General features: G+C 47.0%; 16 protein-coding genes. 10 read left to right on the top strand and 6 right to left on the bottom strand.

Features of this window, described 5'->3' with window-relative positions:
- Window positions 1–158 precede the first annotated feature (158 nt).
- Window positions 159–686 carry a TlpA disulfide reductase family protein gene (locus tag ICN39_RS01320; protein WP_216232329.1) on the bottom strand — a complete coding sequence of 176 codons (528 nt, stop codon included), beginning with the start codon at window positions 684–686 and terminating at the stop codon, window positions 159–161.
- A 26-nt stretch (window positions 687–712) separates the two neighbouring features.
- On the opposite strand from ICN39_RS01320, the gene mpl reads away from it, so the two are divergent.
- Genes mpl through mtgA form a run of 6 tightly spaced genes read left to right on the top strand, consistent with a single transcriptional unit; the run spans window position 713 to window position 7,530 of the window.
- Window positions 713–2,113 (top strand): UDP-N-acetylmuramate:L-alanyl-gamma-D-glutamyl-meso-diaminopimelate ligase, encoded by a 1,401-nt coding sequence (gene mpl / locus ICN39_RS01325; protein WP_216232330.1) that lies wholly within the window; start codon window positions 713–715, stop codon window positions 2,111–2,113.
- 42 nt (window positions 2,114–2,155) lie between these two features.
- Window positions 2,156–2,890 (top strand): 3-oxoacyl-ACP reductase FabG, encoded by a 735-nt coding sequence (gene fabG, locus ICN39_RS01330; RefSeq protein WP_216232331.1) that lies wholly within the window; start codon window positions 2,156–2,158, stop codon window positions 2,888–2,890.
- 2 nt (window positions 2,891–2,892) lie between these two features.
- Entirely contained in the window at window positions 2,893–4,932 is a 2,040-nt protein-coding gene (locus ICN39_RS01335; protein WP_216232332.1) for a ribonuclease catalytic domain-containing protein, read from the top strand.
- Window positions 4,916–5,803 (top strand): energy transducer TonB, encoded by an 888-nt coding sequence (locus tag ICN39_RS01340; RefSeq protein ID WP_216232333.1) that lies wholly within the window; start codon window positions 4,916–4,918, stop codon window positions 5,801–5,803. Before ICN39_RS01335 ends, ICN39_RS01340 begins: the two co-directional genes overlap by 17 nt.
- A gap of 56 nt (window positions 5,804–5,859) precedes the next feature.
- Window positions 5,860–6,765: a shikimate dehydrogenase gene (aroE, locus tag ICN39_RS01345; protein WP_216232334.1), complete on the top strand. Its 906-nt coding sequence runs from the start codon at window positions 5,860–5,862 to the stop codon at window positions 6,763–6,765.
- A 9-nt stretch (window positions 6,766–6,774) separates the two neighbouring features.
- On the top strand, window positions 6,775–7,530 hold the full coding sequence (mtgA, locus tag ICN39_RS01350; protein ID WP_216232335.1) for a monofunctional biosynthetic peptidoglycan transglycosylase: 756 nt from the start codon (window positions 6,775–6,777) through the stop codon (window positions 7,528–7,530).
- A 1-nt stretch (window position 7,531) separates the two neighbouring features.
- Here mtgA and pyrF read toward each other — a convergent pair whose 3' ends face one another.
- On the bottom strand, window positions 7,532–8,377 hold the full coding sequence (gene pyrF, locus ICN39_RS01355) for an orotidine-5'-phosphate decarboxylase (RefSeq protein ID WP_216232336.1): 846 nt from the start codon (window positions 8,375–8,377) through the stop codon (window positions 7,532–7,534).
- Between the two features lie 73 nt (window positions 8,378–8,450).
- Here pyrF and corA point away from each other — a divergent pair, with 73 nt between their 5' ends.
- On the top strand, window positions 8,451–9,416 hold the full coding sequence (gene corA / locus ICN39_RS01360; RefSeq protein WP_215358999.1) for a magnesium/cobalt transporter CorA: 966 nt from the start codon (window positions 8,451–8,453) through the stop codon (window positions 9,414–9,416).
- Window positions 9,417–9,436: 20 nt separating this feature from the next.
- On the opposite strand, the gene ICN39_RS01365 is transcribed toward corA, so the two are convergent.
- Genes ICN39_RS01365 through thiL form a run of 3 tightly spaced genes read right to left on the bottom strand, consistent with a single transcriptional unit; the run spans window position 9,437 to window position 11,498 of the window.
- On the bottom strand, window positions 9,437–9,916 hold the full coding sequence (locus ICN39_RS01365; protein WP_216232337.1) for a CinA family protein: 480 nt from the start codon (window positions 9,914–9,916) through the stop codon (window positions 9,437–9,439).
- On the bottom strand, window positions 9,916–10,476 hold the full coding sequence (locus tag ICN39_RS01370; protein WP_216232338.1) for a phosphatidylglycerophosphatase A: 561 nt from the start codon (window positions 10,474–10,476) through the stop codon (window positions 9,916–9,918). The genes ICN39_RS01365 and ICN39_RS01370 overlap by 1 nt, the downstream gene beginning before the upstream one ends.
- Window positions 10,473–11,498 (bottom strand): thiamine-phosphate kinase, encoded by a 1,026-nt coding sequence (thiL, locus tag ICN39_RS01375; RefSeq protein WP_216232339.1) that lies wholly within the window; start codon window positions 11,496–11,498, stop codon window positions 10,473–10,475. The genes ICN39_RS01370 and thiL overlap by 4 nt, the downstream gene beginning before the upstream one ends.
- A gap of 105 nt (window positions 11,499–11,603) precedes the next feature.
- Here thiL and ICN39_RS01380 point away from each other — a divergent pair, with 105 nt between their 5' ends.
- Both ICN39_RS01380 and ICN39_RS01385 read left to right on the top strand, forming a co-directional pair.
- Window positions 11,604–13,925, top strand: a complete 2,322-nt coding sequence (locus ICN39_RS01380) for an NADP-dependent malic enzyme (RefSeq protein WP_216232340.1) — start codon at window positions 11,604–11,606, stop codon at window positions 13,923–13,925.
- Window positions 13,926–14,053: 128 nt separating this feature from the next.
- On the top strand, window positions 14,054–14,674 hold the full coding sequence (locus ICN39_RS01385; RefSeq protein ID WP_215321414.1) for a barstar family protein: 621 nt from the start codon (window positions 14,054–14,056) through the stop codon (window positions 14,672–14,674).
- Between the two features lie 33 nt (window positions 14,675–14,707).
- Here the strand turns inward: ICN39_RS01385 and ICN39_RS01390 are convergent, their stop codons facing one another.
- On the bottom strand, window positions 14,708–15,469 hold the full coding sequence (locus ICN39_RS01390; protein WP_216232341.1) for a 16S rRNA (uracil(1498)-N(3))-methyltransferase: 762 nt from the start codon (window positions 15,467–15,469) through the stop codon (window positions 14,708–14,710).
- A 43-nt stretch (window positions 15,470–15,512) separates the two neighbouring features.
- Between ICN39_RS01390 and tkt the strand changes: the two genes are divergently transcribed.
- On the top strand, window positions 15,513–17,504 hold the full coding sequence (tkt, locus tag ICN39_RS01395; protein ID WP_216232342.1) for a transketolase: 1,992 nt from the start codon (window positions 15,513–15,515) through the stop codon (window positions 17,502–17,504).
- Window positions 17,505–17,549 lie beyond the last annotated feature (45 nt).

Here is a 17,549-nt window from a genome sequence, read left to right on the forward strand (position 1 = left end):
TATGAGGGGAAGTATACCTTTTTAAAGACGGGGAAAGACCAAAAACTCAGTTCAAAAACAGGAATTTTCATCGCTTTTAAAGGAAGATATCTAAATAAATGCTTAATTTTTAGGCGGAAATTGATAGCCTAGTAAATCCATTCATAGCTTAAAAATGCCTATAAAGCAGATTTAATAGCGCTTCTAACGTCATCTTCGCTTATCTTTCCTAGTTTGCTGTAGCTCGCCTTACCCTTGGCATTGATGATGATGGTGTAAGGAAGGGCACCTTGGGAATTGCCCATCTGCTTAGAAAGATTGCTACCTTCAAGACCGCCAATCACGATGGGGTAACTAACTGGAGTTTTTGAAAGAAATTCACGAATATTAGAGGGGGAATCAATACCGATGCCGACAAATAAGACATTTTGTTGCAAAAACTCTTGCTGCAGTTTATCTAAAGCGGGCATTTCCTCGACGCAGGGCGGGCACCAGGAGGCCCAAAAGTTCACCACCAACACTTTCCCCTGCCATTTTTGGGTGTCAACTGTTTTTCCATCGGGCGTTTGCCAGGAATTCGCAAAAAATGCTTTTACGGCAGGATCGCTGGCTAAGCCAGTTTTATAAATCCACTGGGAGGTTAGTACGCCCCCAAGGAGTGCCAAAAGACTAATTGCGACGATGATGATCAATTGTCTGCGGTTCATTGCAACTCCTTCGCTAAAATTCGCTAATGCATATACATATCTTGGGCATTTGCGGTACTTTCATGGGCGGCATTGCCGCAATTGCGAGGCAAGCCGGGCATCGCGTTACTGGTTGCGATGCCAACGTCTATCCACCAATGAGTACGCAGCTTGAAGCTCAAGGTATCGAACTGATTGAGGGATTCTCCCCCGATCAATTATCCCAGTTTGAGACCATGCCTGATTTATTCGTGATTGGCAATGTGGTTTCTCGCGGCAATCCATTAATGGAGGCAATTCTCAATCAAGGGCTACCTTATATTTCTGGCCCTCAATGGTTGGGCGAACAAGTTTTGTATGGGCGACATGTTCTGGCCGTAGCGGGTACCCATGGCAAGACAACGACTTCAGCCATGCTGACTTGGATTTTGGAATTCAACGGCTATAAGCCAGGCTATCTCATTGGTGGAGTGCCTTTGAATTTCACAGTGTCTGCACGTTTGGGTGAAAGTAAATATTTTGTTATTGAAGCCGATGAATATGACACCGCTTTCTTTGATAAGCGCAGTAAGTTTGTTCATTACCGACCACGTACTGCCTTGTTAAATAACTTAGAGTTTGATCACGCAGATATTTTTGCAGATCTTGCGGCAATCGAAACCCAGTTTCATCATTTAGTGCGCACTGTTCCGGGCGATGGTTTGTTGGTGGTGAATGGCGAAGAGCCGGCGTTGGCAAGTGTGATTAAGCGCGGTGCTTGGGCCCCTGTAGAGCGCTTCGGTCAAGAGCTGACCAATGAATGGTCATTAATTTCTCAAGAGGCTGATGGCTTTATTGTGCGTAGGGCTGGCAAGGAGGTGGCGGCTGTGAAATGGGCGCCTGATTCTGGCGTGATGGGGAGACACAATCAACTCAATGCACTTGCGGCTATTGCTTGCGCAAATCATATTGGCATCTCGCCAGCAGATTCTGCCCGTGCATTGGCGGAGTTTAAGAATGTAAAGCGCCGCTTAGAAACAATTGGTATTGCAAATAACATCACGGTCTATGATGATTTTGCGCACCACCCAACAGCGATTACGACTACGGTTGATGGCCTTCGTCGCCGTGTTGGTAAGGCCCGTATCTTGGCGGTTCTGGAGCCACGTTCCAATACGATGAAGCTCGGTGTCATGAAAGCCCAACTTCCCGGAAGCCTAGAGGCCGCTGATAAAGTTTTTGCCTATGGCGCCAACGCTGGCAAGGAATCACTGGGTTGGGACTTAGTAGAAGTTTTATCTCCACTCAATACAAGCGAGCAAGGCAAGGCGCATGCTTTTGATGATCTTGAGGCCTTAGTGAATGCAGTCTCAAAAGAGGCGAAGCCAGGCGATCATATTTTAGTCATGAGCAATGGTGGGTTTGGTGGCGTGCATCAGAAAATATTAAAAGCCATTTCGGCGAAGTAAAAAATAAGAATCAATAACAAAAGCAAAATTAGAAAGCAAATCATGGGCGATAGATTAAAAGACAAAGTAGCCATCATTACCGGTGCCGCTAAGGGCATTGGTTTTGCTACTGCTCAGCGTTTTGCAGAGGAGGGCGCAAAAGTCATCATGACTGATATCAGTCTGGAGGCTGTTAATAGTGCTGCTGAAAAAGCACCCAATGCTGAAGGCTATGCCATGAATGTCACCGATCGCGCTAGCATTCAGTCGGTCGTAGATCACGTCATGCAAAAGCACGGACGGATTGATATCTTGATCAACAATGCCGGCATTACTCAAGATGCACGCTTAATTAAGATGACCGAAGCACAGTTTGATAATGTGATTGATGTCAATCTGAAGGGTGTATTCAATTGCACCCAGATCATCGTGCCGCATATGTTGGAGGCTGGCGCTGGCGCGGTCGTCAATGCATCAAGCGTTGTGGGTCTGTACGGCAATTTTGGCCAAACCAATTACTCGGCTACTAAATTCGGCGTGATTGGTTTTACAAAAACCTGGGCGCGTGAATTGGGTCCTAAGGGGATTCGCGTTAATGCGGTATGCCCAGGCTTCATCGCTACCGAAATGGTCATGGCCATGCCAGAAAATATTGTGCAAGACATTCAAAAGCGCAGTTGGCTTGGTCGTCTGGGTGCCCCCACTGAAATGGCAAATGTGTATTTATTCTTAGCAAGCGATGAGGCAAGCTATGTCAATGGAGTGGCATTAGAGGCCAGCGGCGGGATCTCGCTCTAAGTATGAATCTCTTATACGAAGAAGGTGGCGATATTAAGATCGCCACAGTCCAGTCTGCCTCAGGGGCTGGGGACACAGAGTCTTGGCAAGCAACTAGCCTTTCTGGAAAAAAGATCAAGCTCAAGGCCAAGGAAGTATGGCTGCGTTTTGAAAAGCCTGAGGCTCAAGCTGCAATAGATGAGGCCAATACGCTCACGGCCGATATTGATTTGCAGTTCCTTTGGGATTGCGCGCCTGAAGAAGAGTTTGGTTTAGTTGATGTGGCACATGAGTACTTTGGTTCTCAAGCTAGCATTCCACAGCAAGTTGCTCTGGCAATTGCCTTGCAAGGCGCGCCAGTATTTTTCCGTCGCAAAGGGCGCGGTCGCTTTCAGAGGGCTCCCCTGGAGCAGTTGCAAGCAGGCCTAGCTGCTTTGGAGCGCAAACAAAAAGAACTTGAGCAGCAATCCGCTTGGCAGCAAGAATTAGTTGCTGGCACTTTCCCTGAAGTACTGAAGTCTTCAGCCAAGCAATTACTTTTTTCTCCCGATAAAAATACTTCGGCTTATAAGGCATTGGTTTTAGCATGCACCGAGACCGGTGAATCCTCAGCTCAACTCATGATTCGATGTGGTGCGATTGATTCACCATTGGCGTATCACCAGGGCATGTTTCTGAAGGCGCATTTCCCGAGTGGTGCAGATCACAACCCAACCGTTGGTGTTGATCAAGCGGCTTATGCCGCCGCAGTTGCTGAGCTCCCGCTTGCTCAGGTGCAAGCATTCTCCATTGATGATTCGGGCACCACAGAGATTGATGATGCTCTATCGGTAACGGTAATCGAGGGCGGGCATCGAGTAGGTATTCATATTGCCGCACCGGGATTGGCCATTACAAAAGATGATCCATTGGATCAAGTGGCTCGTAATCGAATGTCCACGGTGTACTTTCCGGGTGACAAAATTACGATGCTGCCCGATTCAGTGATTGAGCAATTTTCATTAGATGAGGGCATGCCTAGACCAGCCTTATCAATCTATGTTGATATTGATGCTGAAGGTATTGCCAATCGAGCTAGCTTACAGATGCGTGCTGAGATGGTGCCAATGGCTGCTAATTTACGCCTGGAAAATATTGAGCATCTTGTAAGCGAAGAGAGTCTATTTGATGAGGGTGCTAATTACCCTTATCGCAAAGAGCTGGCGACCTTATGGCAGGCTGCCAAACTGCTTCATGCGGGTCGTCAAGAAAAGCGCGTAGCAAATGGTTTGCGTGCTGAGCAGTTAGGTCTGATCGATCCAAATGCTCTAGCGAGAGACTTTCATTTTCAGATTCAAGATGTTGATGGGGTGCAGCGGGTAGAAATCATGCCGCGTCAACGCGGTTCTATTTTGGATACGATCGTTGCCGAGTGGATGATTTTCTGTAATAGCGCCTCAGGACAGCTTCTAGCAGATCATGGTCTTCCTGGATTATTCAGAACTCAAAAGGGCTGGGGTCCATTGCGTACCCGGATGCAAACCACTCCTGGACCCCATGAAGGCCTTGGTTTGGACTATTACGCGTGGTGTACATCTCCTTTACGCCGGTACTCTGATTTGGTGAATCAGTGGCAATTAATTGCGCTGGCAAAGCACGGTGTCACTGCCAAGATGGTTGCCCCTTTCCCGCCTAGAGATGCGACCTTGATGGGGATTGCGGCTGACTTTGAGTCTTGCTACCAAGCTTATGGAGAGTTTCAGGATCGACTGGAAAAGTATTGGTGTTTGCGTTGGATCACTCAGGACGGTGATTCGAAAACGGTACATGTGCGCCATTTAAAAGAGGGCATGTCTAGAGTGGAGTTAGTGCCTCTACATTTACCTATCCCCGAGTTGGCAACTCATCCGCGCATGACCCGTGCTGAAGTAGTGATCGCAGATGTAGATTTGCTGCAGTTAAGTGCTGGCGTTCGTGTACTGGAGATTGAAGCAAAGGTCGATTCCCCTGAAAAAGAGTTGACTGACCAGCCTGCAGAGTCGGATTCATCGGAAAATTCCAAAGAAGATGCTAGCCCAGATTAAATCGCTAGAGTTTCCATGCCCCGAGGGCCTTGTTAGGGCTTTGCGTTATCTGCAAGGCGCTTGGAATCGTTACCCGTTTCAATTTGCGCTATGTGCCTCGATTTTGATCCATGTTCTTTTCTTATCTTTTCGTTGGGGTGTGGGGGAGATTCAGAGTCGAAGACTGAATACCCCACTGAGCGTTGTTTTGGTAAACGCCAGCAATAAAACCCCTCCTCAGAAAGCCAGCAAATTGGCGCAGGCTGATTTGCAGGGAGGTGGCAAAACAGAAAATCAAGAAGCCACTGCTATGCATCGCGCCAGATTAGGTGCTGAAGCTAAGCTTGAGATCCTAGAAAAACAGCAAAAGCAAATGCTCGCAAAGTTGGATGAACAACGCACTCGTTCAGGCGGTCGCAAGAGTGGTGACGAACAAAAAATTACTCCTCAATTAAATTCTTTAGAGGCTGAGTTAGCCAAACGCTTGCAAGCTGACAGCAAAGAACCAAGACGTAAAGTATTGACCGGAGCTAATACCAAAGCAGTTACCTTCGCGCATTATTACGATGTGATGCGTCAAAAGATTGAGGCTTACGGTAGCGCTTTTTTCCCAAGGGCGAGTGGGCATCCCTTGTACGGCAGTCTAGTCATTGTCGTTAGCGTTGATAACCAGGGCAGAATCACTACAAATACTCAAGGTAAGGATGGGCTCTCAATTGGGCGTAGTTCTGGCAATCCCGAGCTAGACCGCCAAGCGCTGGCAATCGTTAGAGCCTCTGCACCATTTGGTCCTTTTCCTTCGGAAATGCGTAATCAAATCGATGTCTTAGACTGGGTCTCTACCTTTGAGTTCACGCGCGATGGTGTGGATCGCCTAGAGCTACGTCATTAACACCATTTAAAAAGTTTACTAACTCAGTTTACAAATTCGCTTATTCTGTAGTCATCATGAGTTCTGCCGATTCCGCCTCCTTACACACTGATCCAAGCCTTTTTGCTGGCGTGGATGTCTATGCGGTAGCGGGTAATCCGATTTCTCATAGCAAATCTCCAGCAATACATCAACGCTTTGCAGAACAAGCAAATCAACGGATGCACTATGGCCGTCTTCAGCCGGAGATAGGTTCATTTGCTCAAGCAGCACAATCTTTTTTTGCTGCAGGCGGTAAAGGCATGAATGTCACCGTACCTTTCAAGCTGGACGCTCAAAATTTAGCGGATGTATTAACACCGCGTGCTCAATTGGCCGGTGCCGTTAACACTTTGTGGAAGACGGAAGGCAAAATTTTTGGTGACAACACGGACGGTGCTGGTCTAGTTCGTGATTTGCTGGCTCAAGGTATTGCACTGCATAGCGCTCGTATTTTATTGATCGGTGCCGGCGGGGCTGCCCGCGGTGTGATTGGCCCTTTGCTTGAGCAATCCCCTAAGACTCTCATCATTGCCAATCGTTCCAGCGCAAAGGCGAATGAGTTGGTGAAGCTATTCGCAGATTTAGCTGGCTCTAAGGAAGTGGCGCTAGAGTCGCGCACTTTGGCTGATTTGGAGGATGTTGCAAAAACTCAGTATCCATTTGATTTGGTCATTAATGCCACAGCTGCCGGTTTAACCGATGAGTCTCCATTGATGCCCGAAGCGGTGAGCAATATTTTTGTGCCTAGCTCTTTCGCTTATGACATGGTCTATGGCAAAACTACCGCCTTCATGCAGCAGGCCCTACAACGAGGTGCACGCGTTAGTGATGGCCTTGGAATGTTGGTTGAACAGGCAGCAGATGCATTCTTGCTATGGCGGGGCGCGCAATTAGCGAGCGCGATTGACCCCCGCGCAGTCTTAGCAGAGTTACGCAGTTAATTTGCCCTGATGCGCTGGCTTCTATATCCAGTGAAGTGTTTGCTCGCAGGATTGATCGCCATGCAAATCTTTTTCGCCTTGCAGATTGCTATGTGGATTGGCTTGGATCCCAGTAGCACCGCATTTCAGAGGGCTGAGCGTTGGCGCTTATGCACTTGGCATTGGACATGTCCAGTGCAATCCCATTGGGTGCCTTATGACAAGATCTCGAGCAATCTCAAGCGCGCGGTTTTAGTCAGTGAAGACGATATCTTTTTTCAACACAAAGGCATCCGGGTTGAAGATATGCAAAAAGCCTGGCAGAAAAATCAACAGCAGAATCAGCAAAAAACTCAAACAGGCAATAGATCTAAAATAGCGTTACGGGGTGGATCTACTATTACCCAGCAATTAGCAAAAAACTTATTTCTCTCTTCAGAGCAACATTATTTGCGCAAGGGCCAGGAGCTCATCATTACCGGGCTCTTAGAGTTAATACTTTCTAAGCAGCGATTATTTGAGATTTATCTCAATTCGGTAGAGTGGGGCGAAGGTGTTTTTGGAATCGGTGCCGCTTCTCAGCATTATTTCTCTACAAGTCCGGCAGCCCTGGATCGTGAGCAAGCTGCTGCTCTAGCTTCAGCACTGCCGGCGCCCAAATGTTTTGATAAGCAACAATATTGCCGTCGAGGAAGCATTAACTATTCCGCTCGGCAAGAATTTGTCTTGGAAAACATGGATAAAGTCGCCTTGGCGCCTTACCCAAAAGGCAGCTCAAGTAAATAATTTATTTACTTGTAGCAGCTCGTAGTGCATCACGAGTGCTCGTGGCAACTGCTCTAGCAGCTTGCGCAAAATCAGGTCCTGAGCTGGCATAAAGAATTGCTCGGGAAGAATTGATGATCATCCCTGTTCCTGATTTGCCGGTTATTTTTCCCGCGCTGACAGTGGCATCAATGTCGCCACCTTGAGCGCCTATCCCTGGAATCAATAAGGGCATATCACCAACAATGGCGCGTACCTTGGCAATTTCTTCTGGGAAAGTTGCGCCGACTACCAGGCTGATCTGACCAGAACTATTCCACTGCTGTGCAGCCAGTTTGGCTACATGTAGATAAAGAGGTTCGCCATTAGGCGCCACATTCAGGAATTGCAAATCGGACCCGCCAGGGTTGGATGTGCGGCAGAGGACAATAACCCCTTTGCCTGAATGCTTTAGGTAGGGCTCGATCGTGTCAAAGCCCATATATGGATTCACGGTTACAGCATCCGCACCGTAGCGATCAAAGGCCTCAAGAGCGTAATGGTCAGCAGTACTGCCGATATCTCCACGCTTGGAATCCAGGATTACTGGAATGTGGGGGTATTTATCTTTGAGGTGCTTAATTAGTTTTTCTAGTTGAGCCTCTGCTCTTTGGGAGGCAAAGTAAGCAAATTGGGGTTTGAAGGCGCAGACCAAATCCGCGGTCGCATCAGCGATTTCTCGGCAGAACTCATAGATGCCCTCGGTATTCCCTTGTAGGGAGGGGGGCAAGCGCTTCGGATCTGGGTCAAAGCCAACACACAGCATGCTGCCTTGGGAAGCCCATGCGGACTGGAGTTGCTGGTTAAAGGTATTTGAGCGGGAGTTCATTGGATTTGGCTTATTTTAGTGAAACTGTCATGTTCTATAGGATAAACTAGCGCACATTCCTTAGGAGTTCACCATGATCAACTTGTTCGTCCTGCAAAATGGCCGCCTCTCTCAAGAGCAAGTCGAAGATCGCAATGAATTGTTGCAATATGCCAATCCTATCTGGATTGACGTGGTTGATCCAGAAGAAGAGGAATTAATTTGGATTAAAGAGGCGTTTGGCGTACTTTTGCCTGAGTTAGATGACTTGGGCGACTTAGAAGCATCTGCGCGTTATTTTGAAGCAGATGATGGCCACCTCCATATCCGTACTGATTTCTTATTGGACGAAGAAGAAACCTCTCGTAACGTTCGGGTGGCGTTTGTTCTGACCAAGCAAGTGTTGTTCTCAATTCATGACGAAGATTTGCCAGTGTTCCGCTTGGTTCGCTTGCGCGCGCGTTTGCGTCCAGGTTCAGTGAGCAATGCAAAAGATGTATTACTGGATTTGTATTCAACCGATGCTGAGTACTCTGCTGATGCTTTGGAAGAGGTTTATGAAAACCTGGAGCAAGCTGGTAAACGAGTCTTGCAAGATGACATCAATGATGCGGATGCAGAGCAAGTCCTCGAAACTATTGCCAAAGAGGAAGATACCAACGGACGTATTCGTCGTAATGTGATGGATACCCGCAGAGCCCTATCTTTCCTGATGCGCAGCAAGTTACTCTCAGATGAACAGCAAGAAGAGGCGCGTCAAATTTTGCGCGACATTGACTCTCTGGAAAACCATACCGCTTTCTTATTCGACAAGATCAACTTCTTGATGGATGCTACCGTCGGCTTCATTAACTTGAACCAATCCAAAATTATCAAGATCTTCTCGGTGGTATCTGTAGCCTTAATGCCACCAACTTTACTAGCAAGTATTTGGGGTATGAACTACAAGCACATGCCTGAATTAGATGCTACTTGGGGTTATCCAATGGCAATTGGTGCGATGGTGGTTTCAGCCATTATCCCGCTCTGGTATTTCCACAGTAAAGGCTGGATGAAGTAATTAGCAGTCTGGATTTGCGCTTAACTTCTGAGTAGTGCGATTAACTCAGTCAGTGCAAATTCAGTTGCTTGCAGCCTTACCGCTTGACGATCTCCGTCAAAACACATGGTTTTAGTCAGGGTTTGATTTTCAGTAGCCCAGCCAAAACAGACCGTTCCCACTGGTTTTTCTGGTGAGCTGCCTCCTGGTCCTGCAATCCCCGTTATAGAGATGGCCACATTGCTTCCTGAATTGATTCGGGCGCCTTCAGCCATGGCCTTAGCAACTTGCTCACTAACAGCTCCATGGGACTCAATCTGTTGGGCGGATACATCAAGACATTCTGTTTTAGCTTCATTGCTATAGGTGATGTAGCCACGTTCAAACCACACGCTTGAGCCCGCAAGCTCAGTTAGGGTGGCACAAACAAGACCGCCAGTGCAAGACTCGGCTAGGGACACTGTCCAGTTTCTGGAGAGCAAAATCTCGGCTAAGGTTTTGGTGAGATCGATTGCGTTCATTATCTAATTAAGAACTGTATCAAGGCTATTGCGAGCAGCGTACAAAAGGCAGCGGCAAGATCGTCCACCACTATTCCAAATCCACGCCAAATAATTTGCAAGAGGGTTGATCGCTGAGCGCTATCGCTCGAAGTATTTTTAAAGTGACGATCAATCATGCCAATAGGGCCTGGTTTGATTGCATCAAAAAATCGGAATAGTGCAAAAGCAATCATTTGCATCCAAATATTAGCCGGCATGATGAAGATGAGCACCAACCAAAAAGCGACGATTTCATCCCAAACAATTCCGCCAAAATCTTTTTTACCAAGCTCTTCGCTAACATGACCGCAGATCCAGCAGCCAAGCAAAATGCCACCACCAATGATCCAGATAAAGTCTGCAGTGCTGAAAAAGTATTCGCCTAGCAGGAATACAGCCCAGGCCCATAGCGTACCTGCAGTGCCTGGAGCTATAGGGCTTAGCCCGCTGCCAAAGCCAAAAGCAATAGTGCGACTGGCCGTATTAAAAACCCATTTGAAGTTTGGTTTCACTTCTGCAGCCTGTTCAATATTGGTCATGATGCAAAGTGGTCAAATGAGTTGAGAAAAGGTGCCGCTTGTAAATCACTTAGGAGGGCGCCTGATGCGTCTAGTAAATAAACCCTTGCTTGATCATCTTTTTTTGGAAGTATTTTTCCAATGAGTGTTAGTGGCAAGCGAAGTGACTTGCTAATCTCCTGAATTTTTTCCTGCTGGCTTGAGGGTGCAGTAAAGCAAAGCTCATAATCATCACCACCGCATGCGGCAAATAAGTTATAAATTGAGGATTCTTGTTTTTGTAAGATAGTTGACTTAGGTAATTTATCCAAAGCAATTTGTGCATCAACTTGTGACTGCTTCAATATGTGACGTAAGTCACCGAGTAAGCCATCGGATATATCTAAAGCTGCACTTGCTATATCTCTTAAGTAAACCCCTAATTCAACCCTTGGGGTGGGTTGATGCATGCGGTGTTCGATCTGTTGCAAATCTTCTTTAGATAGGTTTATTTCATGACGCAGTGCAGCAAGAGTGAGTCTCGCATCTCCAACCATTCCTGAGACCCAAATATCATCACCCGCCTTTGCGCCTGATCTGCGAATGGCTTTGCCGGCAGGGATGCTGCCAAAGGCGGTAATAGAGATGGTGAGGGGGCCGGCGGTGGTATCTCCGCCGATGAGGGGGCAGGAATACTCCTTGGCAATGGCAAACAGCCCTTTAGAAAAAGCCTCTAGCCAGGCCTCATCTACCGCTGGCAGGGCAATTGCCAAGGTAAATCCCAGGGGTTTTGCGCCCATAGCCGCCAGGTCTGAAAGGTTGACTGCTAGGGCTTTGCGGGCCAATTGTGCGGGATCAGCGCCTGCAAAAAAGTGCCTGCCTTCAACCAACATATCGCTGGTAATGGCTATTTCTTCATTGGACGGCGGTCTGATCAGGGCGCAGTCATCTCCAATGCCTAAGGCAATGCCCTGATCTACATTGGTGCGCAATAAATCCGCACCCGTTTTGAAAAAACGTTCAATCAGGTCAAATTCACCGAGGGGGGTGGAGCGAGAAGACATGACACATTTTATGGCGGTTATGAAGTGAATGCCCGAGAGGAATAGAATTGAAGTCTTATAAGTCTTAGATAAACGAAGATAAGACAAAACTTAGCGAGTTAGTGGATGAGCAAAGAAAATATTAAAGAGCAACAAATTGCAGCCTTAAGAGAGGCAGCGCTTCAGTACCACGAGTTTCCGACTCCTGGGAAAATTGAAATTGCCCCAACAAAGCAGCTAACCAATCAACGAGATTTGGCGCTGGCTTACACGCCTGGTGTTGCAGCTCCTTGCGAAGAGATTGTTAAAGATCCTGCAAATGCATTCAAGTACACGGCACGTGGAAATTTAGTGGGCGTTATTACGAACGGTACTGCTGTTTTAGGTTTGGGAAATATTGGACCGCTCGCAAGTAAGCCGGTGATGGAGGGTAAAGCAGTTCTTTTTAAGAAGTTTGCTGGCATTGACGTTTTCGATATCGAAGTCAATGAAAACGATCCCGATAAGTTGGTAGAAATTATTGCGGCACTAGAGCCAACTTTTGGCGGCATTAATTTGGAAGATATTAAAGCGCCCGATTGTTTTGTTGTTGAGCGTAAGTTGCAAGCGCGCATGAAAATTCCAGTCTTCCATGATGACCAACACGGTACGGCGATTGTGGTTGCAGCCGCCATCATCAATGGTTTGAAGGTGGTTGGTAAAAAAGTAGAAGACGTTAAGTTGGTTACTTCAGGAGCGGGTGCTGCTGCGCTAGCTTGCTTGGATCTATTGGTTGACTTGGGTATTCAGCGTAAAAATATTTGGGTTACTGACTTGGCTGGCGTTGCATACAAGGGCCGTACAGAATTGATGGATCCTGAGAAGGAGCCATTCTGCCAAGACACAGATTTGCGCACACTTGATCAAGCGATTGAAGGTGCAGATATTTTCTTGGGACTATCTGCTGGCGGTGTGCTTAAGCAAGACATGGTGAAGAAGATGGCTCCGAAGCCATTGGTATATGCCTTAGCAAATCCAACTCCAGAAATATTGCCTGAAGAAGTAAAAGCGGTTCGCCCAGATGCAGTGATGGCAACAGGCCGTACTGATTATCCGAACCAAGTAAATAACGTTTTGTGTTTCCCGTTCATCTTCCGAGGTGCATTGGATGTAGGTGCAACAACGATTACCCGCGGCATGGAAGTCGCAGCAGTAAAGGCTGTAGCAGAATTGGCCCAAGCGGAACAGAGCGAAGTGGTTGCCTCTGTTTACGGTATTGAGAACCTATCCTTTGGTCCAGAGTATTTGATTCCGAAGCCATTTGATCCGCGCTTGATCACGGTGATTGCCCCGGCTGTTGCTAAGGCAGCCATGGACGATGGCGTAGCTTCACGTCCAATTAAAGATTTCGATGCTTATCGCAATCAGCTGCAGCAATTTGTGTACCACTCCGGTACTTTGATGAAGCCTCTCTTTAGCATTGCTAAGCGCGTGCCAGCAAATCAAAAACGCATTGTGTTTGCTGAAGGTGAAGATGAGCGCGTATTGCGTGCAGTACAAATCATCATTGATGAGCATCTTGCAACTCCAATCTTGATTGGCCGCCCAGCGGTAATTGAGCATCGGATTGAAAAATTCGGCCTGCGCATGAAGGCAGGTGATGACTTTGAGATTGTGAATCCAGAGAATGATTCGCGCTTCCGTGATTTCTGGCAAACCTACCTTGCACTCACGGAGCGTAAGGGCGTCACACAATCGTTTGCTAAGTTAGAGGTGCGCCGCCGCAATAGTTTGATTGGAAGTCTGTTGATTCAAAAGGGCATGGCCGATGGCATGATTTCCGGCACAGTCGGCAATATCGCTACGCACTTAAAGTATGTTGATGAAGTCATTGGGCATGAGCCTGGTGCGAATGTTTATGGTGCGATGTCAGGTTTGATCCTTCCGGGTCGCCAAGTATTTTTAGTGGACACCCATATCAATCTTGATCCTACTGCTGAACAGTTGGCAGATCTCACTCTCATGGCCGCAAGTGAAATGAGAAAGTTAGGGCTGGCTCCTAAGGTTGCCCTTCTGTCCCATTCAAATTTTGGCTCCAGCAACGCCCCTTCCGCAGTCAAAATGCGTGAAGTATTGGCATTGCTTCGAAAAGCAGATCCAACCCTAGAGGTTGATGGAGAGATGCATGGAGATAGCGCTTTAGATGCAAGCATTCGTGAAGGTGCAGTATCTTCATCTTCACTGAAGGGCGACGCTAATCTGTTAGTTCTCCCAAATATTGATGCAGCAAATATTTCTTACAACTTGCTAAAAACAGCAGCCGGTAACGGCATTGCAATCGGCCCATTGTTGCTGGGTGTTGCTAAGCCAATTCACATCCTCACCCCAGCGGCAACTGTGCGCCGTATCGTGAATGTGACAACTTTGGCGGTTGTTGAGGCAGCCAGTAATGCAAGAGGTATTTCTTAAGAATTGGTAATTTATGTAAGTTAGCAATAACTTACATAAATTATTTCTATATAAATCAGTGCTTTACGTAAAAGGCACTGTATTTGGGCTTGATTTGATGGCGTGTTACGGGTAACCTAGCACCCATCATGAATAATCGCTCTGAAAACAGCAATACAGCCAGCTTCGATGAACATAGCCGTGCTGAAAGTTGGGATAGCAATGATCGGCTAGAAACCGAATCATCCGCTGCCAACATTTACGCTGAAGGCGGTTTATCTCGTTTACAAACCTATGCAGCAAATCAAGTTTCGGGGAAAAAAGTGACAGCTTCTTGGCGTGCCGCTTTGGCCGTTCGCGATGCCGGACCGCCGGCAATGTTGCGCAGTGTGCGCCCTAATATCGTTCAATCTATTCGTGCTTTCCGTACTCCTGATTTGCAGGAAGCGGCAACTGAATTAGGTCAGCACTTCATTTACGCCAATTGCGCAAATGCGATGACTAAAGGTGAGGTTTTGGAGTCAATTGCGATTGCTTACTCATTTACTAAGCAGCAGGCAAAAAATTACGACCCTTTGTTAGATGCTTTGACTACTACGGTAGACAAGTCTGGCCCACAGCCTGGATTTGTAGTGGTGCTCGAAGGTTTGCCTTGTACTCAGAAGTTTGACAAAGAAGCTCGTGAAACGCTTTTGGATGTTTTCCGTGATGCTGTTGATTTCTGGGCTGAGCGTCGTACTCCATATCGCGTCTTCTACTCTTTTGCTTAATCGCTAAAGTCTTAGAAGTTCTATAAATCGCCTCTACTTGAGGCGATTTTGCATTTCAGGATTCCATACGCTGTGTACGGCCGTAATAGCCACTACGCCAGCCGTTTCAGTTCTAAGTACCCGCTCTCCCAAGGAAACCAATTGATAGCCTGCTGCTTGCGCTTGCGCCTCTTCTTCAGGGGTATGACCTCCTTCGGGGCCGATCATTAAAACGATATCTTGAGGATCATTTTGTATTAGCACTGAATACAGGCTTTTGGTGGCATCTGGACTGAGTAATAACTTAAGCGCGGGTTTGGGGCTCGCCTTCAAATACGCTTCAAACGTTTGAATAGGTTCCAAGCTTGCAAAGATGGTGCGATCGCATTGTTCACAAGCTGCTTGAATGATCCCCTCCCAGTGGGCAAGTCTTTTTTGGGCACGCTCTAGGTCGCTGGAGCGGGTTAACTTGAGGATGGAGCGTTCACATTGCATGGGGGCAATATTTTGGGCGCCAGTTTCCACCGCTTTTTCAACAATCCAGTCCATTTTGTCGCCACCAGCCAATCCCTGAGCCAAAGTAATGGCATAAGGTGTCTCGCGATGGGTGTCGGCATGGATATCCGTCAGTTGAACTTGACCTGTTTTTCCAGTCAAAGAGAGTAGCTTTCCCTTGGCGACTTGCCCTTTTCCATCAAATACCGGGAAGAATTCCCCGGCCTGGACACGTCTAACGCGCAAATGGTGGGCGACCTCAGGGGAGAGGGTAGTTGGCTTTTGGGATTCCCATGGTCCGGGAAGATAAAATTGAGGCATTACTGCAATATAGCCAATTAATTTTCCAGAGACCACTTTTACGATGTCAAATCTTCAAATTCGTATGGCCAATGCCATTCGCGCCTTATCCATGGATGCGGTACAGCAGGCAAATTCAGGTCACCCTGGTATGCCAATGGGTATGGCAGATATTGCTGTCGGTCTTTGGAATGAACATTTAAAACATAACCCAACTGATCCACATTGGATTGATCGTGATCGTTTTGTTTTATCCAATGGTCATGGCTCGATGTTGTTGTATTCACTCTTACATCTTTCCGGTTACGACTTGCCGATTGAAGAATTGAAAAATTTCCGTCAATTGCATAGCAAAACGCCAGGACATCCTGAGTACGGAATTACTCCCGGTGTGGAAACAACCACTGGTCCATTGGGACAAGGCATTTCCAACGCAGTTGGTATGGCGCTTGCCGAAAAATTATTAGCAGAAGAATTTAATCGCCCTGGTCACAATATCGTTGACCACTACACCTATGTCTTTTTAGGTGATGGTTGTTTAATGGAAGGTATTAGCCATGAAGTATGTTCTTTGGCTGGCACACTCAAACTCAATAAGTTAATTGCATTGTGGGATGACAATGGCATCTCGATTGATGGCAAAGTGGTTTCTTGGTTTAACGAAGATACGCCGAAGCGCTTTGAGGCTTACGGCTGGAATGTGATTCGGGCTGTTGATGGACATGATGCAGAGGCTGTATCTGCCGCGATTGCCAAGGCTAAAAAGAGCGATAAGCCAACCCTGATCTGCTGTAAGACCGCGATTGGCCAAGGTTCACCGAATATGGCGGGTAGCGACAAGGTTCACGGTTCTCCATTGGGCGCGACAGAAATTGCTGAAACTCGTGTTGCATTGAATTGGCCTTACGCACCATTTGAAATTCCGAAAGATATTTATGCAGCATGGGATTTTAAAAAGCGTGGTCAAGCTGCCGAGCATGAGTGGAATAAAGAATTCCAGAAATACAAAAATAAATTTCCAGAACTTGCTGCTGAATTGCAACGTCGTATGGCAGGTGACTTATCTAAAGATTTTTCATCCACATTAAATGCGTACTTAAAAACTTGCCAATCTAAAGCAGAAACCATTGCGACTCGTAAAGCAAGTCAGAACGCGATCGAAGCTTTGGCACCTGCTTTGCCAGAATTTATGGGTGGCTCTGCTGACTTAACGGGATCGAACCTGACTAATTGGTCAACATGCAAAGCCGTGCGCGCCGATCAATGGGGCAACCATATTAATTACGGCGTTCGTGAATTTGGTATGAGCGCTATCATGAACGGCATTGCATTGCATGGTGGTTACATCCCATTCGGTGGCACATTCTTAACCTTCTCCGATTACAGTCGTAACGCTTTGCGCATGGCTGCTTTGATGAAATTGCGCAGTATTTTTGTCTTTACCCACGACTCAATCGGTTTGGGTGAGGATGGCCCAACCCATCAGTCTGTGGAGCATGTAGCTAGCTTACGCCTCATACCGAACCTCATGGTTTGGCGTCCTTGTGACACCACTGAGAGCGCCGTAGCCTGGGGTTCAGCCATTGAGCGTAAAAATGGTCCTAGCGCCCTGATCTTTAGTCGTCAAAACTGCCCATTTGTATCTCGTACCCCTGCACAAATTAAAGAAATCTCACGTGGCGGTTACGTTTTGCGTGATCCTTCTGGCAAGATTGATGCAGTCATTATTGCGACTGGTTCTGAAATTGCGCTTGCATTACAAACTGCAGAGCGCTTAGAGGCTGAAGGTTTAGGAGTTCGAGTGGTTTCGATACCCTCAACGACTGTCTTTGATCAACAAGATGCTGCCTACAAAGCAAAAGTATTGCCTGCGAATATTCCACGCATTGCAGTTGAAGCAGGCGTGAGTGATTTCTGGTGGAAATATGGTTGCGCAGCAGTTCATGGCGTGGATACTTTTGGTGAATCAGCACCAGCACCAGTGCTGTATGAATATTTTGGTTTAACGGCTGATCAGATTGCAAAGACAGTTAAACAATGCATCGAAAAGAAATAAAGCAAAGCGCGAAATAAAGCAAAGTACAAATTCAATATTAGTAAG

Origin of the sequence: Polynucleobacter sp. AP-Reno-20A-A9, from assembly GCF_018882085.1 — a bacterium.
In the GTDB taxonomy this organism is placed as follows: domain Bacteria; phylum Pseudomonadota; class Gammaproteobacteria; order Burkholderiales; family Burkholderiaceae; genus Polynucleobacter.

Bases quoted from the DNA above. Each gene is read 5' to 3' on its own strand.
- ICN39_RS01370 (WP_216232338.1), bottom strand. From the start codon at position 10,476: ATGACCAATATTGAACAGGCTGCAGAAGTGAAACCAAACTTCAAATGG.
- ICN39_RS01385 (WP_215321414.1), top strand. From the start codon at position 14,054: ATGAATAATCGCTCTGAAAACAGCAATACAGCCAGCTTCGATGAACAT.
- mtgA (WP_216232335.1), top strand. From the start codon at position 6,775: ATGCGCTGGCTTCTATATCCAGTGAAGTGTTTGCTCGCAGGATTGATC.
- ICN39_RS01320 (WP_216232329.1), bottom strand. From the start codon at position 686: ATGAACCGCAGACAATTGATCATCATCGTCGCAATTAGTCTTTTGGCA.
- ICN39_RS01390 (WP_216232341.1), bottom strand. From the start codon at position 15,469: ATGCCTCAATTTTATCTTCCCGGACCATGGGAATCCCAAAAGCCAACT.
- tkt (WP_216232342.1), top strand. From the start codon at position 15,513: ATGTCAAATCTTCAAATTCGTATGGCCAATGCCATTCGCGCCTTATCC.
- ICN39_RS01335 (WP_216232332.1), top strand. From the start codon at position 2,893: ATGAATCTCTTATACGAAGAAGGTGGCGATATTAAGATCGCCACAGTC.
- corA (WP_215358999.1), top strand. From the start codon at position 8,451: ATGATCAACTTGTTCGTCCTGCAAAATGGCCGCCTCTCTCAAGAGCAA.
- aroE (WP_216232334.1), top strand. From the start codon at position 5,860: ATGAGTTCTGCCGATTCCGCCTCCTTACACACTGATCCAAGCCTTTTT.
- ICN39_RS01380 (WP_216232340.1), top strand. From the start codon at position 11,604: ATGAGCAAAGAAAATATTAAAGAGCAACAAATTGCAGCCTTAAGAGAG.
- ICN39_RS01340 (WP_216232333.1), top strand. From the start codon at position 4,916: ATGCTAGCCCAGATTAAATCGCTAGAGTTTCCATGCCCCGAGGGCCTT.
- ICN39_RS01365 (WP_216232337.1), bottom strand. From the start codon at position 9,916: ATGAACGCAATCGATCTCACCAAAACCTTAGCCGAGATTTTGCTCTCC.
- mpl (WP_216232330.1), top strand. From the start codon at position 713: ATGCATATACATATCTTGGGCATTTGCGGTACTTTCATGGGCGGCATT.
- fabG (WP_216232331.1), top strand. From the start codon at position 2,156: ATGGGCGATAGATTAAAAGACAAAGTAGCCATCATTACCGGTGCCGCT.
- thiL (WP_216232339.1), bottom strand. From the start codon at position 11,498: ATGTCTTCTCGCTCCACCCCCCTCGGTGAATTTGACCTGATTGAACGT.
- pyrF (WP_216232336.1), bottom strand. From the start codon at position 8,377: ATGAACTCCCGCTCAAATACCTTTAACCAGCAACTCCAGTCCGCATGG.